General features: G+C 67.6%; 13 protein-coding genes and 1 riboswitch. Of the genes, 7 read left to right on the forward strand and 6 right to left on the reverse strand.

What is annotated here, in order from left to right:
• The first annotated feature begins 140 nt into the window (after positions 1–140).
• From dacB1 to nagA, 3 genes are read left to right on the forward strand one after another with little or no spacing between them, the layout of a single operon-like run.
• Positions 141–1,382: a D-alanyl-D-alanine carboxypeptidase DacB1 gene (gene dacB1 / locus MTAB308_RS10645; RefSeq protein ID WP_077100115.1), complete on the forward strand. Its 1,242-nt coding sequence runs from the start codon at positions 141–143 to the stop codon at positions 1,380–1,382.
• Positions 1,379–2,740, forward strand: coding sequence for a sugar porter family MFS transporter (locus tag MTAB308_RS10650; RefSeq protein WP_077099414.1), 1,362 nt, complete (start codon positions 1,379–1,381; stop codon positions 2,738–2,740). The genes dacB1 and MTAB308_RS10650 overlap by 4 nt, the downstream gene beginning before the upstream one ends.
• Positions 2,731–3,852 carry an N-acetylglucosamine-6-phosphate deacetylase gene (gene nagA / locus MTAB308_RS10655; RefSeq protein ID WP_077099415.1) on the forward strand — a complete coding sequence of 374 codons (1,122 nt, stop codon included), beginning with the start codon at positions 2,731–2,733 and terminating at the stop codon, positions 3,850–3,852. The genes MTAB308_RS10650 and nagA overlap by 10 nt, the downstream gene beginning before the upstream one ends.
• 6 nt (positions 3,853–3,858) lie before the next feature.
• On the opposite strand, the gene MTAB308_RS10660 is transcribed toward nagA, so the two are convergent.
• Complete coding sequence (locus tag MTAB308_RS10660) at positions 3,859–4,335, reverse strand: nitroreductase family deazaflavin-dependent oxidoreductase (protein WP_077099416.1); 477 nt, start codon at positions 4,333–4,335, stop codon at positions 3,859–3,861.
• 12 nt (positions 4,336–4,347) lie between these two features.
• The gene (locus MTAB308_RS10665) at positions 4,348–4,977 is read right to left on the reverse strand and encodes a TetR/AcrR family transcriptional regulator (protein WP_342744149.1); all 630 of its coding nucleotides are present in this window, start codon (positions 4,975–4,977) and stop codon (positions 4,348–4,350) included.
• A 124-nt stretch (positions 4,978–5,101) separates the two neighbouring features.
• Between MTAB308_RS10665 and MTAB308_RS10670 the strand changes: the two genes are divergently transcribed.
• On the forward strand, positions 5,102–5,989 hold the full coding sequence (locus MTAB308_RS10670; RefSeq protein ID WP_077099417.1) for an alpha/beta fold hydrolase: 888 nt from the start codon (positions 5,102–5,104) through the stop codon (positions 5,987–5,989).
• Complete coding sequence (locus tag MTAB308_RS10675) at positions 5,964–6,827, forward strand: alpha/beta fold hydrolase (protein WP_077099418.1); 864 nt, start codon at positions 5,964–5,966, stop codon at positions 6,825–6,827. The genes MTAB308_RS10670 and MTAB308_RS10675 overlap by 26 nt, the downstream gene beginning before the upstream one ends.
• A 17-nt stretch (positions 6,828–6,844) precedes the next feature.
• On the opposite strand, the gene yhjD is transcribed toward MTAB308_RS10675, so the two are convergent.
• Both yhjD and trpS read right to left on the reverse strand, forming a co-directional pair.
• On the reverse strand, positions 6,845–7,873 hold the full coding sequence (gene yhjD / locus MTAB308_RS10680) for an inner membrane protein YhjD (protein ID WP_077099419.1): 1,029 nt from the start codon (positions 7,871–7,873) through the stop codon (positions 6,845–6,847).
• A gap of 8 nt (positions 7,874–7,881) precedes the next feature.
• Complete coding sequence (trpS, locus tag MTAB308_RS10685; protein ID WP_077099420.1) at positions 7,882–8,901, reverse strand: tryptophan--tRNA ligase; 1,020 nt, start codon at positions 8,899–8,901, stop codon at positions 7,882–7,884.
• 74 nt (positions 8,902–8,975) lie between these two features.
• Here trpS and MTAB308_RS10690 point away from each other — a divergent pair, with 74 nt between their 5' ends.
• Positions 8,976–9,830 (forward strand): alpha/beta fold hydrolase, encoded by an 855-nt coding sequence (locus MTAB308_RS10690; RefSeq protein WP_083746500.1) that lies wholly within the window; start codon positions 8,976–8,978, stop codon positions 9,828–9,830.
• On the opposite strand, the gene MTAB308_RS10695 is transcribed toward MTAB308_RS10690, so the two are convergent.
• Together MTAB308_RS10695 and MTAB308_RS10700 are read right to left on the reverse strand one after the other, a co-directional pair.
• On the reverse strand, positions 9,819–11,048 hold the full coding sequence (locus MTAB308_RS10695) for an NADP-dependent isocitrate dehydrogenase (protein ID WP_077099421.1): 1,230 nt from the start codon (positions 11,046–11,048) through the stop codon (positions 9,819–9,821). The two genes, MTAB308_RS10690 and MTAB308_RS10695, sit on opposite strands and share 12 nt — an antisense overlap.
• A 28-nt stretch (positions 11,049–11,076) precedes the next feature.
• A complete protein-coding gene (locus tag MTAB308_RS10700) occupies positions 11,077–13,314 on the reverse strand; it encodes an NADP-dependent isocitrate dehydrogenase (RefSeq protein WP_077099422.1) in 2,238 nt (745 codons plus the stop codon).
• Positions 13,315–13,493: 179 nt separating this feature from the next.
• Positions 13,494–13,611, forward strand: a riboswitch (SAM riboswitch).
• Positions 13,612–13,754: 143 nt separating this feature from the next.
• Here MTAB308_RS10700 and MTAB308_RS10705 point away from each other — a divergent pair.
• Positions 13,755–15,143 (forward strand): bifunctional o-acetylhomoserine/o-acetylserine sulfhydrylase, encoded by a 1,389-nt coding sequence (locus MTAB308_RS10705; RefSeq protein WP_077099423.1) that lies wholly within the window; start codon positions 13,755–13,757, stop codon positions 15,141–15,143.
• Position 15,144: the final 1 nt, after the last annotated feature.

The following is a 15,144-nucleotide window of genomic DNA, read 5'->3' on the forward strand; positions in this document are numbered from 1 at the left end:
AAGCCGACCGGATGACAGCGTAATGCCTCGACGTTCGCGGCTCTATCAGGGGATTTGCAACATCTGCCCCACCAGTCACAGCGCGGCTCCCGAAAATCGGGCGCCCGATCGCCTAGTCTGCACACACGATGCCCCGCTCAATCGCTCTCGTACGCTCCGCGTCGTGCCTGGCAGCGGCCGTTTTCTTGGTCGTTGGGCCCGCCGCGTGGGGCGTGCCGACCGCGTTCGCCGAACCGGCCCCCGGCCCCAACGCCGGTCCGGGAAACTGCCCGTATCAGGTGAACACCCCGCCCGCGGTGGATTCCTCGGAGGTCCCGGCCGCCGGCGACCCGCCGATGCCGCTGGCGGTCCCGCCCAAGCCGGTCGGGGGCGAGGCGCTGAGCAGCTGCGGCATCGTCGCGGCGCCCGACACCGCCCCGCTGCCCGGCGACGTGTCCGCCGACGCGTGGCTGGTGGCCGACCTGGACAGCGGCGCCGTCATCGCCGCCAAGGATCCGCACGGGCGGCACCGCCCCGCGAGCATCATCAAGGTGCTGGTCGCGATGGCATCCATCAACGCGTTGCCGCTCAACAAGTCCGTCCAGGGCACCGCCGACGACGCGGCGGCCGAGGGCACCAAGGTCGGGGTGCAGGAGGGCGGCGTTTTCACCGTCAACCAACTGCTGCACGGGTTGCTGATGCACTCCGGCAACGACGCCGCCCACGCGCTGGCCATGCAACTCGGCGGCATGCAGCAGGCGCTGGACAAGATCAACGTGCTGGCCGCCAAGCTCGGCGGCCGGGACACCCGGGTGGCGACGCCGTCGGGCCTGGACGGACCGGGCATGAGCACGTCGGCCTACGACATCGGCCTGTTCTACCGCTACGCCTGGCAGAACCCCACCTTCGCCGACATCGTCGCGACGCGGACCTTCGACTTCCCCGGCCACGGCGACCACCCCGGCTACGAGCTGGAGAACGACAACCAGCTGCTCTACAAGTATCCCGGCGCGATGGGTGGCAAGACCGGCTACACCGACGACGCCGGCCAGACCTTCGTGGGCGCGGCCAACCACGACGGACGACGGCTGATGGCGGTGCTGCTGCACGGCACGCGGCAACCGATCGCGCCGTGGGAACAGGCGGCGCACCTGCTGGACTACGGGTTTTCCACGCCGCGCGGCACCCAGGTGGGCACGTTGATCGAGCCGGATCCTTCGCTGCTGCCGGCCCACCACGACGCCGCCGCCGACCGGCCGGGCGCCGGCGCCCAGGCCGCCGGGTTCATGCCGTCGGCCGACGCGCTGCCGGTGCGGGTGGGCGTCGCGGTGATCGGAACGATCATCGTGTTTAGTTTGATCATGGTCGCACGCTCGATGAACCGCCGACCGCAACACCGTTGAGCGCCGCCTCGCGGCGGGGCCTGAGCGTCGGGCTCACCGCCGCCAGCGTCGGCGTCATCTACGGGTACGACCTGTCCATCATCGCGGCCGCGCAGTTGTTCGTCACCGAGGACTTCGGCCTCACCACCCGCCAGCAGGAACTGCTGACGACGATGGTGGTGATCGGTCAGATCGCCGGGGCGCTCGGCGCCGGCGTGCTCGCCAACGCCATCGGGCGCAAGAAGTCGATGGTGCTGATCGCGGTCAGCTACGCGGTGTTCGCGGTGCTGGCCGCGCTGTCGGTGTCGCTGCCGATGCTGTTGGCGGCGCGGTTTTTGCTCGGCCTGACCATCGGCGTGACGGTGGTCGTCGTCCCGGTGTACGTGGCGGAATCGTCCCCGGCGGCGGTGCGCGGCTCGCTGCTCACGGCCTATCAACTGGCGATCGTCAGCGCGCTGATCCTCGGCTACCTGACCGGTTACCTGTTGGCCGGCACCCACAGCTGGCGCTGGATGCTGGGGCTGGCCGCGGTGCCCGCAACCCTGCTGCTGCCCTTGCTGATTCGGATGCCCGACACGGCCCGGTGGTACCTGCTGAAGGGCCGGGTCGACGACGCCCGGCGGGCCTTGTTGCGCATCGAGCCGGACGCGCAGGTCGACGAGGAACTCGCCGAGATCGGCCGCGCCCTGAGCGAAGGGAGCGGCGGCTTCTCCGAGATGCTGCGCGGGCCGTATCTGCGGGCCACCGTCTTCGTGGTCACGCTCGGTTTCCTGATCCAGATCACCGGCATCAACGCGATCATCTACTACAGCCCGCGGATATTCGAAGCGATGGGCTTCACGGGCAATTTCGCGCTGCTGGGGTTGCCGGCGCTGGTTCAGGTCGCCGGCCTGGCGGCCGTGTTCACCGCGTTGCTCCTCGTCGACCGGGTGGGCCGGCGCCCGATCCTGTTGTGCGGCATCGCCATGATGATCGTCGCCGACGTCGTGCTGCTGGCCGTGTTCGCCCAGGATCGTCTCGGCGGCGCGGGCCTGGCTTTCGGCTTCGCCGGCATCCTGCTGTTCATCGTCGGCTACACCATGGGTTTCGGCTCGCTGGGCTGGGTGTACGCCAGCGAGAGCTTCCCGTCGCGGCTGCGGTCCATCGGGTCGAGCGCGATGCTGACGTCCAACCTGGTCGGCAACGCGATCGTCGCCGCCGTTTTCCTGACGATGCTGCATACCCTGGGCGGCGCGGGGACTTACGCGGTGTTCGCGGGTCTCGCGGTGGCGGCGTTCGGCTTCGTCTACCGGTACGCCCCGGAGACCAAGGGGCGCCCGCTCGAGGAGATCAGCCGCTTCTGGGAAAACGGCGGCCACTGGGAGACCCAGTGCGAGTGATCTCGGCGGGCACCGCCGTCATCGACGGTCAGGTCCGCCGGCCCGGGTGGCTGCAGGTCTCCGACGGGCGGATCCTGGACTGCGGGGGCGGCCCGTCGCCGTCTCCGGCCGACGAGGATTTCCCCCATTGCATTGTGGTTCCCGGCTTTATCGATATGCACGTGCACGGCGGGGGTGGCGCGTCGTATACCGACGCCGACGGCGTCGGCGTCGCCGCCGGATTCCACCTGCGGCACGGCACCACCACGACGCTGGCCAGCCTGGTCACCGCCTCCCCGGCGGAGCTGATCGGCGGCGTGCGGGCGCTCGCCGCGGCCACCCGGCGCGGCACCCTCGCGGGCATCCACCTGGAGGGGCCGTGGCTGAGCCGGGCGCGCTGCGGCGCCCACGACCCCGCCCGGATGCGCGACCCGGATCCCGCCGAGATCGACGCCGTGCTCACCGCCGGCGGCGGCGCGATCCGGATGGTGACGCTGGCGCCCGAACTGCCGGGGGCCGACGACGCGATCCGGCGCTTCCTGGACGCGGATGTCGTTGTGGCCGTGGGCCATACCGATGCGACCTACGAGCAGACGAAGCGGGCCATCGCCGCGGGCGCGACGGTCGGCACCCATCTGTTCAACGCGATGCCGCCGCTGCACCACCGCGAACCGGGGCCCGCGCTCGCCCTGCTGCAGGACGCGGGGGTGACCGTCGAACTGATCGCCGACGGGGTGCACGTGCACCCGGAGGCGGTGCGGGCCGTGGTCCGGGCCGCGGGTCCCGACCGGGTCGCCCTGGTGACCGACGCGATCGCCGCGGCCGGCCGCGCCGACGGGACGTTTCGGCTCGGCGCGGTGCCCGTCGACGTCGAATCGGGAGTGGCGCGGGTACATGGCACGTCGACGATCGCCGGCAGCACCGCCACGATGGACGCGATCTTCCGCAGCGTCGCAGCGGACGTGGGACTGGCCGACGCGGCGCGGATGACCGCCGCGACGCCCGCGCGGGCCCTCGGGCTGCACCGGGTGGGCGCCCTGCGGGCGGGCTACGACGCGAATCTGGTTGTGCTGAACGGCGATTGGGAAGTCTTCGCCGTCATGGCCCGCGGCGAGTGGGTGGTGAACGGGTAGCCAGGCCTACCGCGGCTCGAGAACGACAACGGGGATCTCGCGGTCGGTCCAGCTCTGGTACGAGTCGAAATCGGCGTAGCCGTCCACCAGGCGGGGCCACAGTCGCGCCCGTTCCTCGGAGTCGGCCCGATGCGCCGTGACGGCGCGGCGCTCGGCACCGATCGTGACGTCGGTATCGGGATGGGCCAGCAAGTTGCGATACCACTGCGGGTTCTCGTCGCGTCCTGCCGCCGAGGCGACGACGATGACGTTGCGACCGTCGTTCATGTACAGCAGCGGCGTGGTGAAGCGCTTGCCGGAGGTGCGCCCCAGATGGTCCAGCAGCAACGTCGGCGCCGGATTGCGGAAGCCGGCCCCGACGCGGAAGTTGCCGCCCAAACGCCCGCGGCTGATGCGGTAGGTGAAAGCGTGGGCCCGGCTGAGGTAGCGCGACGCCACTAGGACGAATCGCGAGTTGAGCTGTTTCGGTTTCTGCAAAGCCATTGGGTGTCCTCTCTAAGACCGGCTTTTCACGCTCAGGAGGTCGAGCGCGGCGCTGATGCCCGCGGCGAGCACGTCGCCCGACAGTGTCGGGTCGGTGACGGCCCGCGCGAGTTGCAGGCTGCCGACGAGAACGGTGAATAGCCCGGTCGCCCTGCTCAGTGCGGCCGCCGGGTCGTCCGGCGACAGGTGGGTCGCCACCGCGTCGATGATGGCCCGCGCGCCCTCGGTGTAGGAATCGCGAATCTGCCGGTCGCAGCGGCCGATTTCGTCCAGCAGCGCCGCCGACGGACAACCGGTCGCGGGGTGGTCGCGGTGATCCGGGGAGAGGTATTCGCGGATGAACTGCTCGAGGGACTCCCGCCCGGGCGGGAGCGCCGCCATCGTGGCCGCTTGGGTTGCCAGTTGGTCAGCCACCACGCGGGCCACCAGGTCGTTCTTCGATCCGAAGTGAGCGTAGAAGGCGCCGTTGGTGAGCCCGGCGTCCGACATCAGCGCCGCAATGCCGGCACCGTCGATACCGTCGCGCTTCAGCCGTTGACCGGCCCGCTCGATGATCCGGCGGCGCGTCTCGCCCTTGTGCGTCTTGTCGTATCTCGCCACCGTCGTCCTCTCCGCCGAGTAGCTCGTCGCTTGACTCACCATACCCTATTAGCTTACGGTCATAATATTATGATCGACAGCCAAAGGATGCAGGGTCGGCGATTCACCGCACGCCCGACGTCCGTCCCGCCACGTCGTACGCGGACACCACGCCAAAGGGGATGACATGACCACGTGGAAAGACGCGCCGACGCGCAGGATTCGCGCCGCCGGTGTGGACTTCGCCTACCGCGAGCTCGGAACCGACACCGGTGTTCCCGTGGTATTCCTGCACCACCTGACGGCGGTGCTCGACGACTGGGATCCGCGGGTCGTCGACGGCATCGCGGCGCACCGCCGCGTCATCGCCTTCGACAATCGTGGCGTAGGCGCGACGAGCTCCAAAGTGCCCGGCAACATCGACCAGATGGGCGCGGACGCGATCGCGTTCATCCGGGCGCTGGGCCTGTCGAAGGTCGATCTGCTGGGGTTCTCACTCGGCGGCGGCGTCGCCCAAGTGGTCGCCCTCCAAGCGCCGGACCTGGTGCGACGAATGATCCTGGCCGGCACCGGGCCGCGCGGCGGAGGAGGCATCGAGCGGATCACCAGGATCTTCGTCATCGCCTACCTCAAAGCCGCGCTCACCCGCAGCGATCCCAGAAACTTCCTCTTCTTCCCCCGGACCCCGGAAGGCAGGCGCGCCGCGTCCGACTACCTCGGCCGCCTCAAAGAACGCACGCACCAACGCGACACGCCGATATCGATCCAAGCCCGCGTCGCACAACTCAGGGCGATTCGGCGGGCCGGCCTGAGTGCTCCCGACGACCTGTCGGCGATCACCCAACCGGTCCTCGTCGCCAACGGCGACCGTGACCTGATGGTCGACAGCAGCCTGTCCGACGACATCGCGCGCCGAATTCCCAACGCGGAGTTGAAGATTTACCCCCGCTCGGGCCACGGCGGGGTGTTCCAGCACCATGAGACCTTCGTCGCCGATGTGCTGCGCTTTCTCGGCGGCGAATCAATCAGCGAAGATAAGGGAGTGTCCAATGAGCAATACGCACCACAAAGATGACCTGATCCTGTCCTACCGCGATGCCCCGGCGCGCTCGTTCAGCGCCGGAGGTGTGAACTTCGCCTATCGCGAACTGGGCCCCAAAGGTGGTGTGCCCGTGGTGTTCCTCGTCCATCTCGCCGCGGTCCTCGACAACTGGGACCCCCGCATCATCGATGCCATCGCCGCGCATCACCACGTCATCGCCTTCGACAACCGCGGCGTCGGCGCCTCCAGCGGCGAGGCGCCGCTGAGCGTGGAGGAAATGGCCGACGACGCCTACACGTTCATCACCGCGCTGGGCCATCGCAAGGTCGACATCTTCTCGTTCTCCCTCGGGGGGATGGTCGCCCAGGCGCTCGTGCTCAAGCACCCGGAGCTCGTCCGCAAGCTGATCCTGACCGGCACCGGACCCGCCGGCGGCAAGGGGATCGACAAGGTGGCCGGGGTTACGTACTACGACTTGGTTCGCGCCACTCTGCGGCGGGTCGATCCCAAGGAGTTTCTGTTCTTCAATCGCGACGCCACCGGCCGCCGGGCGGGCCGCGAGTTCGTCGAACGACTCGAGGAACGCACCGAGGACCGCGATATCCCGATCAAGATCAAAGCGCTGCGGCGCCAACTCAAAGCGATCAAACGATGGGGGCGCTCGACACCGGCCGACTTGTCCAGGATCACCCAACCGACCCTCATCGCCAACGGCGACCACGACCGGATGGTGCCCACCACCCTCTCCGACGACATGCACCGCAGAATCCCCGGCTCGCAACTCATCATCTACCCGAACTCCGGCCATGGCGGCATCTTCCAGTACCACGAGGACTTTTCGTCGAGGGCGGTCGCGTTCCTGGCCGACTGAACGGGTCCCGGATCCGCCTACCGCAGCCGGCGGGCCAGCCGCGAAAACGCCAGCGCCCCAGCGGCTCCCAGGCCCATCGCGGTCAGCGTCTGCCGGTTGGACAACCCCTCGTCCACGTGCACCCGCGGGGCGATGATCGCCGCCGGCGGGGGATCGACGGGCTTGGCCCGGGGATCGGTCGACGCGGTGGCGGCCCAGGCGGCGGCGAACAGCACCAGGTAGGCGGTGATGTAGGAGAACACCATCAGGCCCAGCACCGGCCCGAAGGTGGCCCCCGCCGGGCTGCGCAGCACCACCTTCAGATAGATCGACGCCACCTGCTTGAACAGCTCGAAGCCGACGGCCGCCAGCAGCCCGCCCCGCGCCGAGTGCACCAGGCTGACTTTCTGGCGCGGCAGCCGGGCGATCATCCAGGTGAACAGCAGCCACGACACCAACACCGCGATCAGTATCGAGACCAGCCAAAAAAGCCAGTCGAGCACCGAAAACTGCGGTATACCCAGCCATTTCAGCACGGCGGCCAGCGGCGCCTCGTGACCGAAAGTGGTGATGGCGATGGTCGCCATGGTCACCCCGAAGGTCCCCAGCAACGCCAACAGATCGGAAAGCTTGTTGCGCACAAAGCCCGGCGACTCGATGCGCTGATCCCACCACATCTCGGTCAAGGCCGCCCGCAGGTGCGATATCCACCCCAAACCCGCCCAGGCGGCGGTGGCCAGGCCGATGACGCCGACCGAGGTCCGCGCGTCGATCGCCGAGTTCATCAGGTCGATCAGCTGCTGCCCCAAGGCTCCGGAGACCGACGACCGGATGTGGTCGTCGATCGTGGCCAGCAGCTGTGGCCGGCGCGACAGCACGAACCCGAACGCCGCGAAACCGACCATCAGCAACGGGAATAGCGCGAAGATCGTGTAGTACGAGAGGCCGGCCGCGTAGAAGCCGCCGTTGCGTTCGTCGAAGCGCCCGTAGGCGCGCATGACGTGGTCGAACCATCCGAACCGGGCCCGCAACCGATCCAGGACCCCGGGCTTGGCCGGCTCGCTCATGGTGAAACCTATCCCCGTTGCGGAAGAAACCCTAACCGATCGTAAACCCGCCGAACGGTTTTCCCGGCCACCTCCTCGGCGCGCTGCGCCCCGGCCGCGAGCACCGACTCCAATTCGGCGCGGTCGGCCATCAATTCGTCGACGCGCGCCTTGATCGGGCCGACGAACTCGACGACGGCCTCCGCGGTGTCCTTCTTCAGGTCGCCGTAGCCGCGCCCGGCGTAGCCGTCGACGAGCTTGTCGATGCCGACCCCGCTCACCGCCGACTGGATCGTGAGCAGGTTCGACACCCCCGGTTTGGCCTCGGTGTCATACCGGATCTCACGCTCGCTGTCGGTCACGGCCGAACGAATCTTCTTGGCCGACAGGGCCGGATCATCGAGCAGGTTGATCAACCCGGCGTCGGTGGACGCCGATTTGCTCATCTTCGCCGTCGGCAGTTGCAGGTCGTAGATCTTGGCGGTGGCCTTGGGGATGAGCACGTCGGGAACCACGAAGGTGTCCGGGAAGCGGGCGTTGAACCGCTGCGCGACGTCGCGGGCCAGCTCGAGGTGCTGGCGCTGATCCTCGCCCACCGGCACCAGGTCGGAGTCGTAGGCGAGCACGTCGGCGGCCTGCAGCACCGGGTAGGTGAACAGGCCGACGGTGGTCGCGTCGCTGCCCTGGCGCGCCGACTTGTCCTTGAACTGCGTCATCCGCGACGCCTGCCCGAAACCGGTGAAGCAGCCGAGCACCCACGCCAGCTGCGTGTGGGCGGGCACGTGGCTCTGCACGAAGACGGTGCTGCGGCGGGGGTCGATGCCCAGCGCCAGGTACTGGGCGGCGGTGACCAGGGTGCGGCGCCGCAGTGCCTCGGGGTCCTGCGCGACGGTGATGGCGTGCAGGTCGACGACGCAGAAGAACGAGTCGTGGCCGTCCTGCAGCGTGACCCACTGGGTGATGGCGCCCAGCGCGTTACCCAGGTGAAGCGAGTCGGATGTGGGCTGCACGCCGGAGAAAAGCCGGCGCGATCCGGTAGCGGTGCTCATGATGCCCCGATCTTTTCACGCGCGGACCGGCCGTTGTTTGCAGTACCGGCGGTACCGCCATTACTGTCGGATCCATGGGGAGCAACGTGGGGACCCGTCCGCCGATCCACCTCGGTTCCGGAGAACCGATCCTGCTGCTGCATCCGTTCCTGCTGTCGCAGGCGGTGTGGGAGGACGTCGCGCAGCGCCTGGCCGACACCGGGCGCTACGAGGTCTTCGCCCCGACGATGGCCGGCCACAACGGCGGGCCCAAGGCCGGAACCTGGTTCCTGTCGTCCGAGGTGCTCGCCGATCACGTGGAGCGCCAGTTGGACGAACTGGGCTGGAAGACCGCCCACATCGTCGGCAACTCACTGGGCGGCTGGGTGGCCTTCGAGCTGGAGCGGCGCGGCCGGGCCCGCAGCGTCACCGGGATCGCCCCGGCCGGCGGGTGGACGCGCTGGACCCCGGCGAAGTTCGAGGTGATCGCCAAGTTCATCCTCGGCATCCCGCTGCTGCTGGCGGCCTGGGCGTTCGGGCCGCGCGTGCTGCACCTGCCGTTCAGCCGCCATCTGGCCACCTACGCGATCAGCGCCAAGCCGGACGGCGTCAGCGATCGCCAGCTGTCGGGCATCATCGACGACGTCGCGCACTGCCCCGCCTACTTCCAGCTGCTGGTCAAGGCCACGCTGCTGCACGGCCTGCGGGAGGTCGCCCAGAACGCCGTTCCGGCCCACCTGGTGATCTGCGAAAAGGACCGGATCCTGCCCGCACCCAGGTTCAGCCGGCATTTCACCGACCACCTGCCCAAGGACAGCCACCAGGTCACCAAGCTCGACGGCGTGGGGCACATACCGATGTACGAGGCGCCCGAGCGCATCACCCGGGTGATCACCGAGTTCATCGAGGAATGCTGCCCGGCCCCGGGCCGGGAGGAATCAACCGGCTAGGGCCTTCTCCAGGTTCTCGGCGATGGAGTTCAAGAACTCCTCGCTTTGCTGCCACTCCTGGTCGGGACCGATGAGGATGGCGAGGTCCTTGGTCATCTTGCCGCCCTCGACGGTGGCGATGACGACCTCTTCCAGCTTCTGGGCGAACTCGATCACCTCGGGGGTGTCGTCCAGCTTGCCGCGGTGCTGCAGCCCCCGGGTCCAGGCGAAGATCGACGCGATCGGGTTCGTCGAGGTCGGCTTGCCCGCCTGGTACTGGCGGAAGTGGCGCGTGACGGTGCCGTGCGCCGCCTCGGCCTCGACCGTCTTGCCGTCGGCCGTCATCAGCACCGACGTCATCAACCCCAGCGAGCCGTAGCCCTGCGCGACGGTGTCGGACTGCACGTCGCCGTCGTAGTTCTTGCAGGCCCAGACGTAGCCGCCCTCCCACTTGAGGCAGGCCGCCACCATGTCGTCGATGAGCCGATGCTCGTAGGTCAGGCCCTCGGCTTCGAACCGCTCCTTGAATTCCTCGTCGTAGATGCGTTGGAACTCGTCTTTGAACATGCCGTCGTAGGCCTTGAGGATGGTGTTCTTGGTGGACAGGTACACCGGCCACTTGGCGTTGAGGCCGTAGGCGAACGAGGCGCGCGCGAAGTCTCGGATGGAATCCTTGAAGTTGTACATCCCCATCACGACGCCGCCGTCCTCGGGGATGGATACCACCTCGTGCACCATCGGCTCGCTGCCGTCGGCGGGCGTGAAGGTCAGCGTGACGGTGCCCGGCTTGTCGACCTTGAAGTTCGTCGCCCGGTACTGGTCACCAAAAGCGTGACGGCCGATGACGATCGGCTTGGTCCAGCCCGGAACCAGGCGCGGCACATTGGAGATCACGATCGGCTCGCGGAAGATGGTGCCGCCCAAGATGTTACGGATGGTGCCGTTGGGCGACAGCCACATCTTCTTCAGGTTGAATTCGTGGACCCGCGCCTCGTCGGGGGTGATGGTGGCGCACTTGACGCCCACGCCGTGCTTCTTGATCGCATAGGCCGCGTCGATCGTCACCTGGTCGTCGGTGCGATCGCGGTGCTCGATGCCCAGGTCGTAGTACTCCAGGTTGATGTCGAGGTGGGGAAGGATCAGCATTTCCTTGATCATCTTCCAGATGACGCGGGTCATCTCGTCGCCGTCGAGCTCGACGACCGGGCCCTTGACCTTGATCTTGGCTTCGCCTGTCATATCGAGCTCGACTTTCCTCTCGCGGCGCTCAACCCTGCGAAGCTGCCAGCGCTTCGTTGAACGTTTTGCTCGGCCGCATCACTGCAGTCGTCTTCTCTGTGTCCGGGCGATAGTAGCCGCCGATGTCGACCGCCTCGCCCTGCGCCTCCGCGAGCTCGGCCACGATGGCTTCCTCGTTGCGGCTCAACTCCTCGGCCAGCGTGGCGAAGTGCGCGCGCAACTCCTCGTCGTCGGATTGCGCGGCGAGTTGCTCGGCCCAGTACAGCGCCAAGTAGAACTGGCTGCCGCGGTTGTCGAGTTCGCCGGTCCTGCGCGACGGGCTCTTGTTGTTCTCCAACAGTTTGCCGATCGCCGCATCCAGCGTCTTGCTCAGGATCTTGGCGCGCTCGTTGTCGGTCTTGATACCGATGTCCTCGAAACACGCTCCCAGAGCCAGGAATTCACCGAGGGAATCCCAGCGCAGGTGGTTTTCTTCGACGAGCTGGTGGACGTGCTTGGGTGCCGAGCCGCCCGCGCCGGTTTCATACATTCCGCCGCCGGACATCAGCGGCACGATGGACAGCATCTTGGCGCTGGTGCCCAGCTCCAGGATCGGGAACAGGTCGGTGAGGTAGTCGCGCAGGATGTTTCCGGTCGCGGCGATGGTGTCCTGTCCGCGCATCGCGCGCTCCAGCGTGTACCGCATGGCCCACACCTGCGGCATGATCTGGATTTCGAGGCCCTCGGTGTCGTGCTCCTTCAGGTACGCCTTGACCTTCTTGCGCAGCTCGACCTCGTGCGGCCGTTCGGTGTCCAGCCAGAACACCACGGTCATGCCCGAATTGCGGGCCCGGGTGACGGCCAGCTTGACCCAGTCGCGGATCGCTTCGTCGGTGACGACGGGCATCCGCCAGATGTCGCCTTCTTCCACGTTCTGGGTGAGCAGGACTTCCCCGGTGTCGAGGTCGACGATGTTGGCGACCCCGTCCTCGGGGATCTCGAACGTCTTGTCGTGCGAGCCGTACTCCTCGGCCTGCTGCGCCATCAGCCCGACGTTGGGAACCGTGCCCATCGTCCGCGGATCGAACTGCCCGTGGGTCTTACAGAAGTTGATGATCTCTTGATAGATGCGGGAGAAGGTGGACTCCGGGTTGACGGCCTTGGTGTCCTTCTGCCGCCCGTCGGCGCCCCACATCTTGCCGCCCGCGCGGATCATCGCCGGCATGGACGCATCCACGATCACGTCGCTGGGCGAATGAAAGTTGGTGATGCCCTTGGCCGAATCGACCATGGCCAGCTCGGGGCGGTGTTCGTGGCAGGCGTGCAGGTCGCGGATGACCTCCTCGTGCAGCGAGGCGGGCAGCGACTCGATCTTGTTGTAGAGATCGACCAGCCCGTTGTTGACGTCGACGCCGAGCTCGTCGAACAGCTCCTGGTGCTTGGCGAAGGCGTCCTTGTAGAAGACCTTCACCGCGTGGCCGAAGACGATGGGGTGCGACACCTTCATCATGGTCGCCTTGACGTGCAGCGAGAACATCACGCCGGTCTCGTAGGCGTCCTGCATCTGCTCCTCGTAGAACTCGACGAGGGCCTTTTTGCTCATGAACATGGAATCGATGACGTCGCCCTCGCGCAGCTCGACCTTGGGCTTCAGCTCCAGGGTCTGCCCGCTCTTGGTCTCCAGCACCATCTTGACGTTGCGCGCGCGGTCCAGCGTCATCGACTTCTCGCCGTGGTAGAAGTCGCCGTGCCGCATGGTCGCGACGTGCGTGCGCGACGCCGGCGACCAGTCCGCCATGCTGTGCGGGTGCTTGCGGGCGTACTCCTTGACGGCCTTGGGGGCGCGCCGGTCCGAATTGCCCTGCCGCAGTACCGGGTTGACGGCGCTGCCGAGGCATTTGGCGTAGCGCGCGCGGATTTTCTTGTCCTCGTCCGTCTTTGGGCTCTGCGGAAAGTCCGGGATCTTGTACCCCTTGCCCTGCAGCTCCTTGACGGCGGCGATCAGCTGGGGAACCGAGGCGCTGATGTTCGGCAGCTTGATGATGTTGGTGTCGGCCAGCTCTGTCAGCCGGCCCAGTTCTGCCAGGTCGTCGGGCACCCGCTGCTCGTCGGTCAGCTGATCGGGGAACTCGGCGAGGATCCGGGCGGCCAGCGAGATGTCACGCGCCTCGACCTTGATGCCCGCCGGTTCGGCGAAGGTTCGCAAGATCGGCAGGAACGCGTACGTCGCCAGCAGCGGCGCTTCGTCGGTCAGCGTGTAGATGACGGTCGGCTGTTCGGCGCACACGGTCCATCTCCCGGCGTCATTGGTCAGTTATTTGAGGGGGCTCAGCGTTCTGGTTGCCACGTTATCAAGGGTGTTTGGACACCTGTCGACCTGCAGGCCAGGGCGCTGAACTGCGGCGTCGACGGCTCCCGGATCGGCCCGGTGGCATCGACTCGCCGCAATGAGATAGGCTTCACATCGGTCATGAGCGCCAGCGCTAAGCCCCGGCTTGCTGGCCGGCAACCCTCCAACCGCGGTGGGGTGCCCCGGGTGAAAGACCAGGTCTAGTAGCCACAGGCTGCGCGGCAAGCGCGGGTCCGCCATACCGGACCCCTGACTAGAGGGGAAACGTGATGCGCATCCATCAAGCTCATTCGCGTCGCTTTGCCTGCCGTCGTTAGTTCGACCGCGCACTTCCCGATACCGAATTCATGCCCTTCTGAGAAGAAAGCACACCGCACGTGAGCTCCCAAAACAACGAATCCAGTCCCGAGGCCGATCCCACCGCGCATCCGCCGTTCGAAACGTGGTCCTTCGAGACGAAGCAGGTCCACGCGGGTCAGAGTCCTGACCCCGCGACCCACGCCCGCGCCCTGCCGATTTACCAGACCACGTCCTACGTCTTCGACGACACCGCGCACGCCGCCGCCCTGTTCGGGCTCGAGGTTCCGGGCAACATCTACACCCGGATCGGCAACCCGACCACCGACGTCGTCGAGCAACGCATCGCCGCGCTCGAGGGCGGAGTGGCCGCGCTGTTCCTGTCCTCCGGACAGGCCGCTGAGACATTCGCCATATTGAACCTCGCAAGTGCCGGAGATCACATCGTCTCCAGCCCGCGGCTCTACGGCGGGACGTACAACCTGTTCCACTATTCGCTGCCGAAGCTCGGCATCGAGGTCAGCTTCGTCGAGGACCCCGACGACCTCGATTCGTGGCAGGCGGCGGTGCGGCCGAACACCAAGGCGTTCTTCGGCGAGACCATCTCCAACCCGCAGATCGACATCCTGGACATCCCGGGGGTCGCCGGGGTCGCCCACGCCAACGGCGTCCCGCTGATCGTCGACAACACCATCGCGACGCCCTACCTGATCCAGCCGTTCAAGCACGGCGCCGACATCGTGGTGCACTCGGCCACCAAATACCTGGGGGGGCACGGCTCCGCGATCGCCGGCGTCATCGTCGACGGCGGCACCTTCGACTGGACCCAAGGCCGGTTCCCCGGATTCACCACGCCCGACCCCAGCTACCACGGCGTGGTGTTCGCCGAGCTGGGGCCGCCGGCGTACGCGCTCAAGGCCCGCGTGCAATTGCTGCGTGACCTGGGCTCGGCCGCCGCGCCGTTCAACGCGTTCCTGGTGGCGCAGGGCCTGGAGACGCTCAGCCTGCGCGTCGAGCGGCACGTCGCCAACGCGCAACGGGTCGCCGAGTTCCTGGCCGGCCACGACGGGGTGCTGTCGGTGAACTACGCGGGGCTGCCCAGCTCGCCGTGGTACGAGCGGGGAAAGAAGCTGGCGCCCAAGGGAACCGGGGCCGTGCTGGCGTTCGAGCTGGCCGGCGGCGTCGAGGCCGGCAAGGCGTTCGTGAATGCGCTGCAGCTGCACAGCCACGTCGCCAACATCGGCGACGTGCGCTCGCTGGTGATTCACCCGGCGTCGACCACGCACGCCCAGCTTTCGGCCGAGGAGCAGCTGGCGACCGGCGTCACCCCCGGGCTGGTGCGGCTGGCGGTCGGCATCGAGGGCATCGACGACATCCTGGCCGACCTGGAACTCGGCTTCGCGGCGGCCCGCAAGTTCGGCGCCGGAGCCGACGGGGCGGCGGACCCGCAGGCCGTGGCGGCGTTCTGAG

The organism is Mycobacterium terramassiliense (assembly GCF_900157385.1).
GTDB classification, from domain to species: Bacteria; Actinomycetota; Actinomycetes; order Mycobacteriales; family Mycobacteriaceae; genus Mycobacterium; species Mycobacterium terramassiliense.

Excerpts from the sequence above, each read along its gene's own strand:
- MTAB308_RS10660 (WP_077099416.1), bottom strand. The coding sequence starts at position 4,335 with ATGGCTTTGCAGAAACCGAAACAGCTCAACTCGCGATTCGTCCTAGTG.
- MTAB308_RS10665 (WP_342744149.1), bottom strand. The coding sequence starts at position 4,977 with ATGGTGAGTCAAGCGACGAGCTACTCGGCGGAGAGGACGACGGTGGCG.
- MTAB308_RS10670 (WP_077099417.1), top strand. The coding sequence starts at position 5,102 with ATGACCACGTGGAAAGACGCGCCGACGCGCAGGATTCGCGCCGCCGGT.
- MTAB308_RS10675 (WP_077099418.1), top strand. The coding sequence starts at position 5,964 with ATGAGCAATACGCACCACAAAGATGACCTGATCCTGTCCTACCGCGAT.
- yhjD (WP_077099419.1), bottom strand. The coding sequence starts at position 7,873 with ATGAGCGAGCCGGCCAAGCCCGGGGTCCTGGATCGGTTGCGGGCCCGG.
- trpS (WP_077099420.1), bottom strand. The coding sequence starts at position 8,901 with ATGAGCACCGCTACCGGATCGCGCCGGCTTTTCTCCGGCGTGCAGCCC.
- MTAB308_RS10690 (WP_083746500.1), top strand. The coding sequence starts at position 8,976 with ATGGGGAGCAACGTGGGGACCCGTCCGCCGATCCACCTCGGTTCCGGA.
- MTAB308_RS10695 (WP_077099421.1), bottom strand. The coding sequence starts at position 11,048 with ATGACAGGCGAAGCCAAGATCAAGGTCAAGGGCCCGGTCGTCGAGCTC.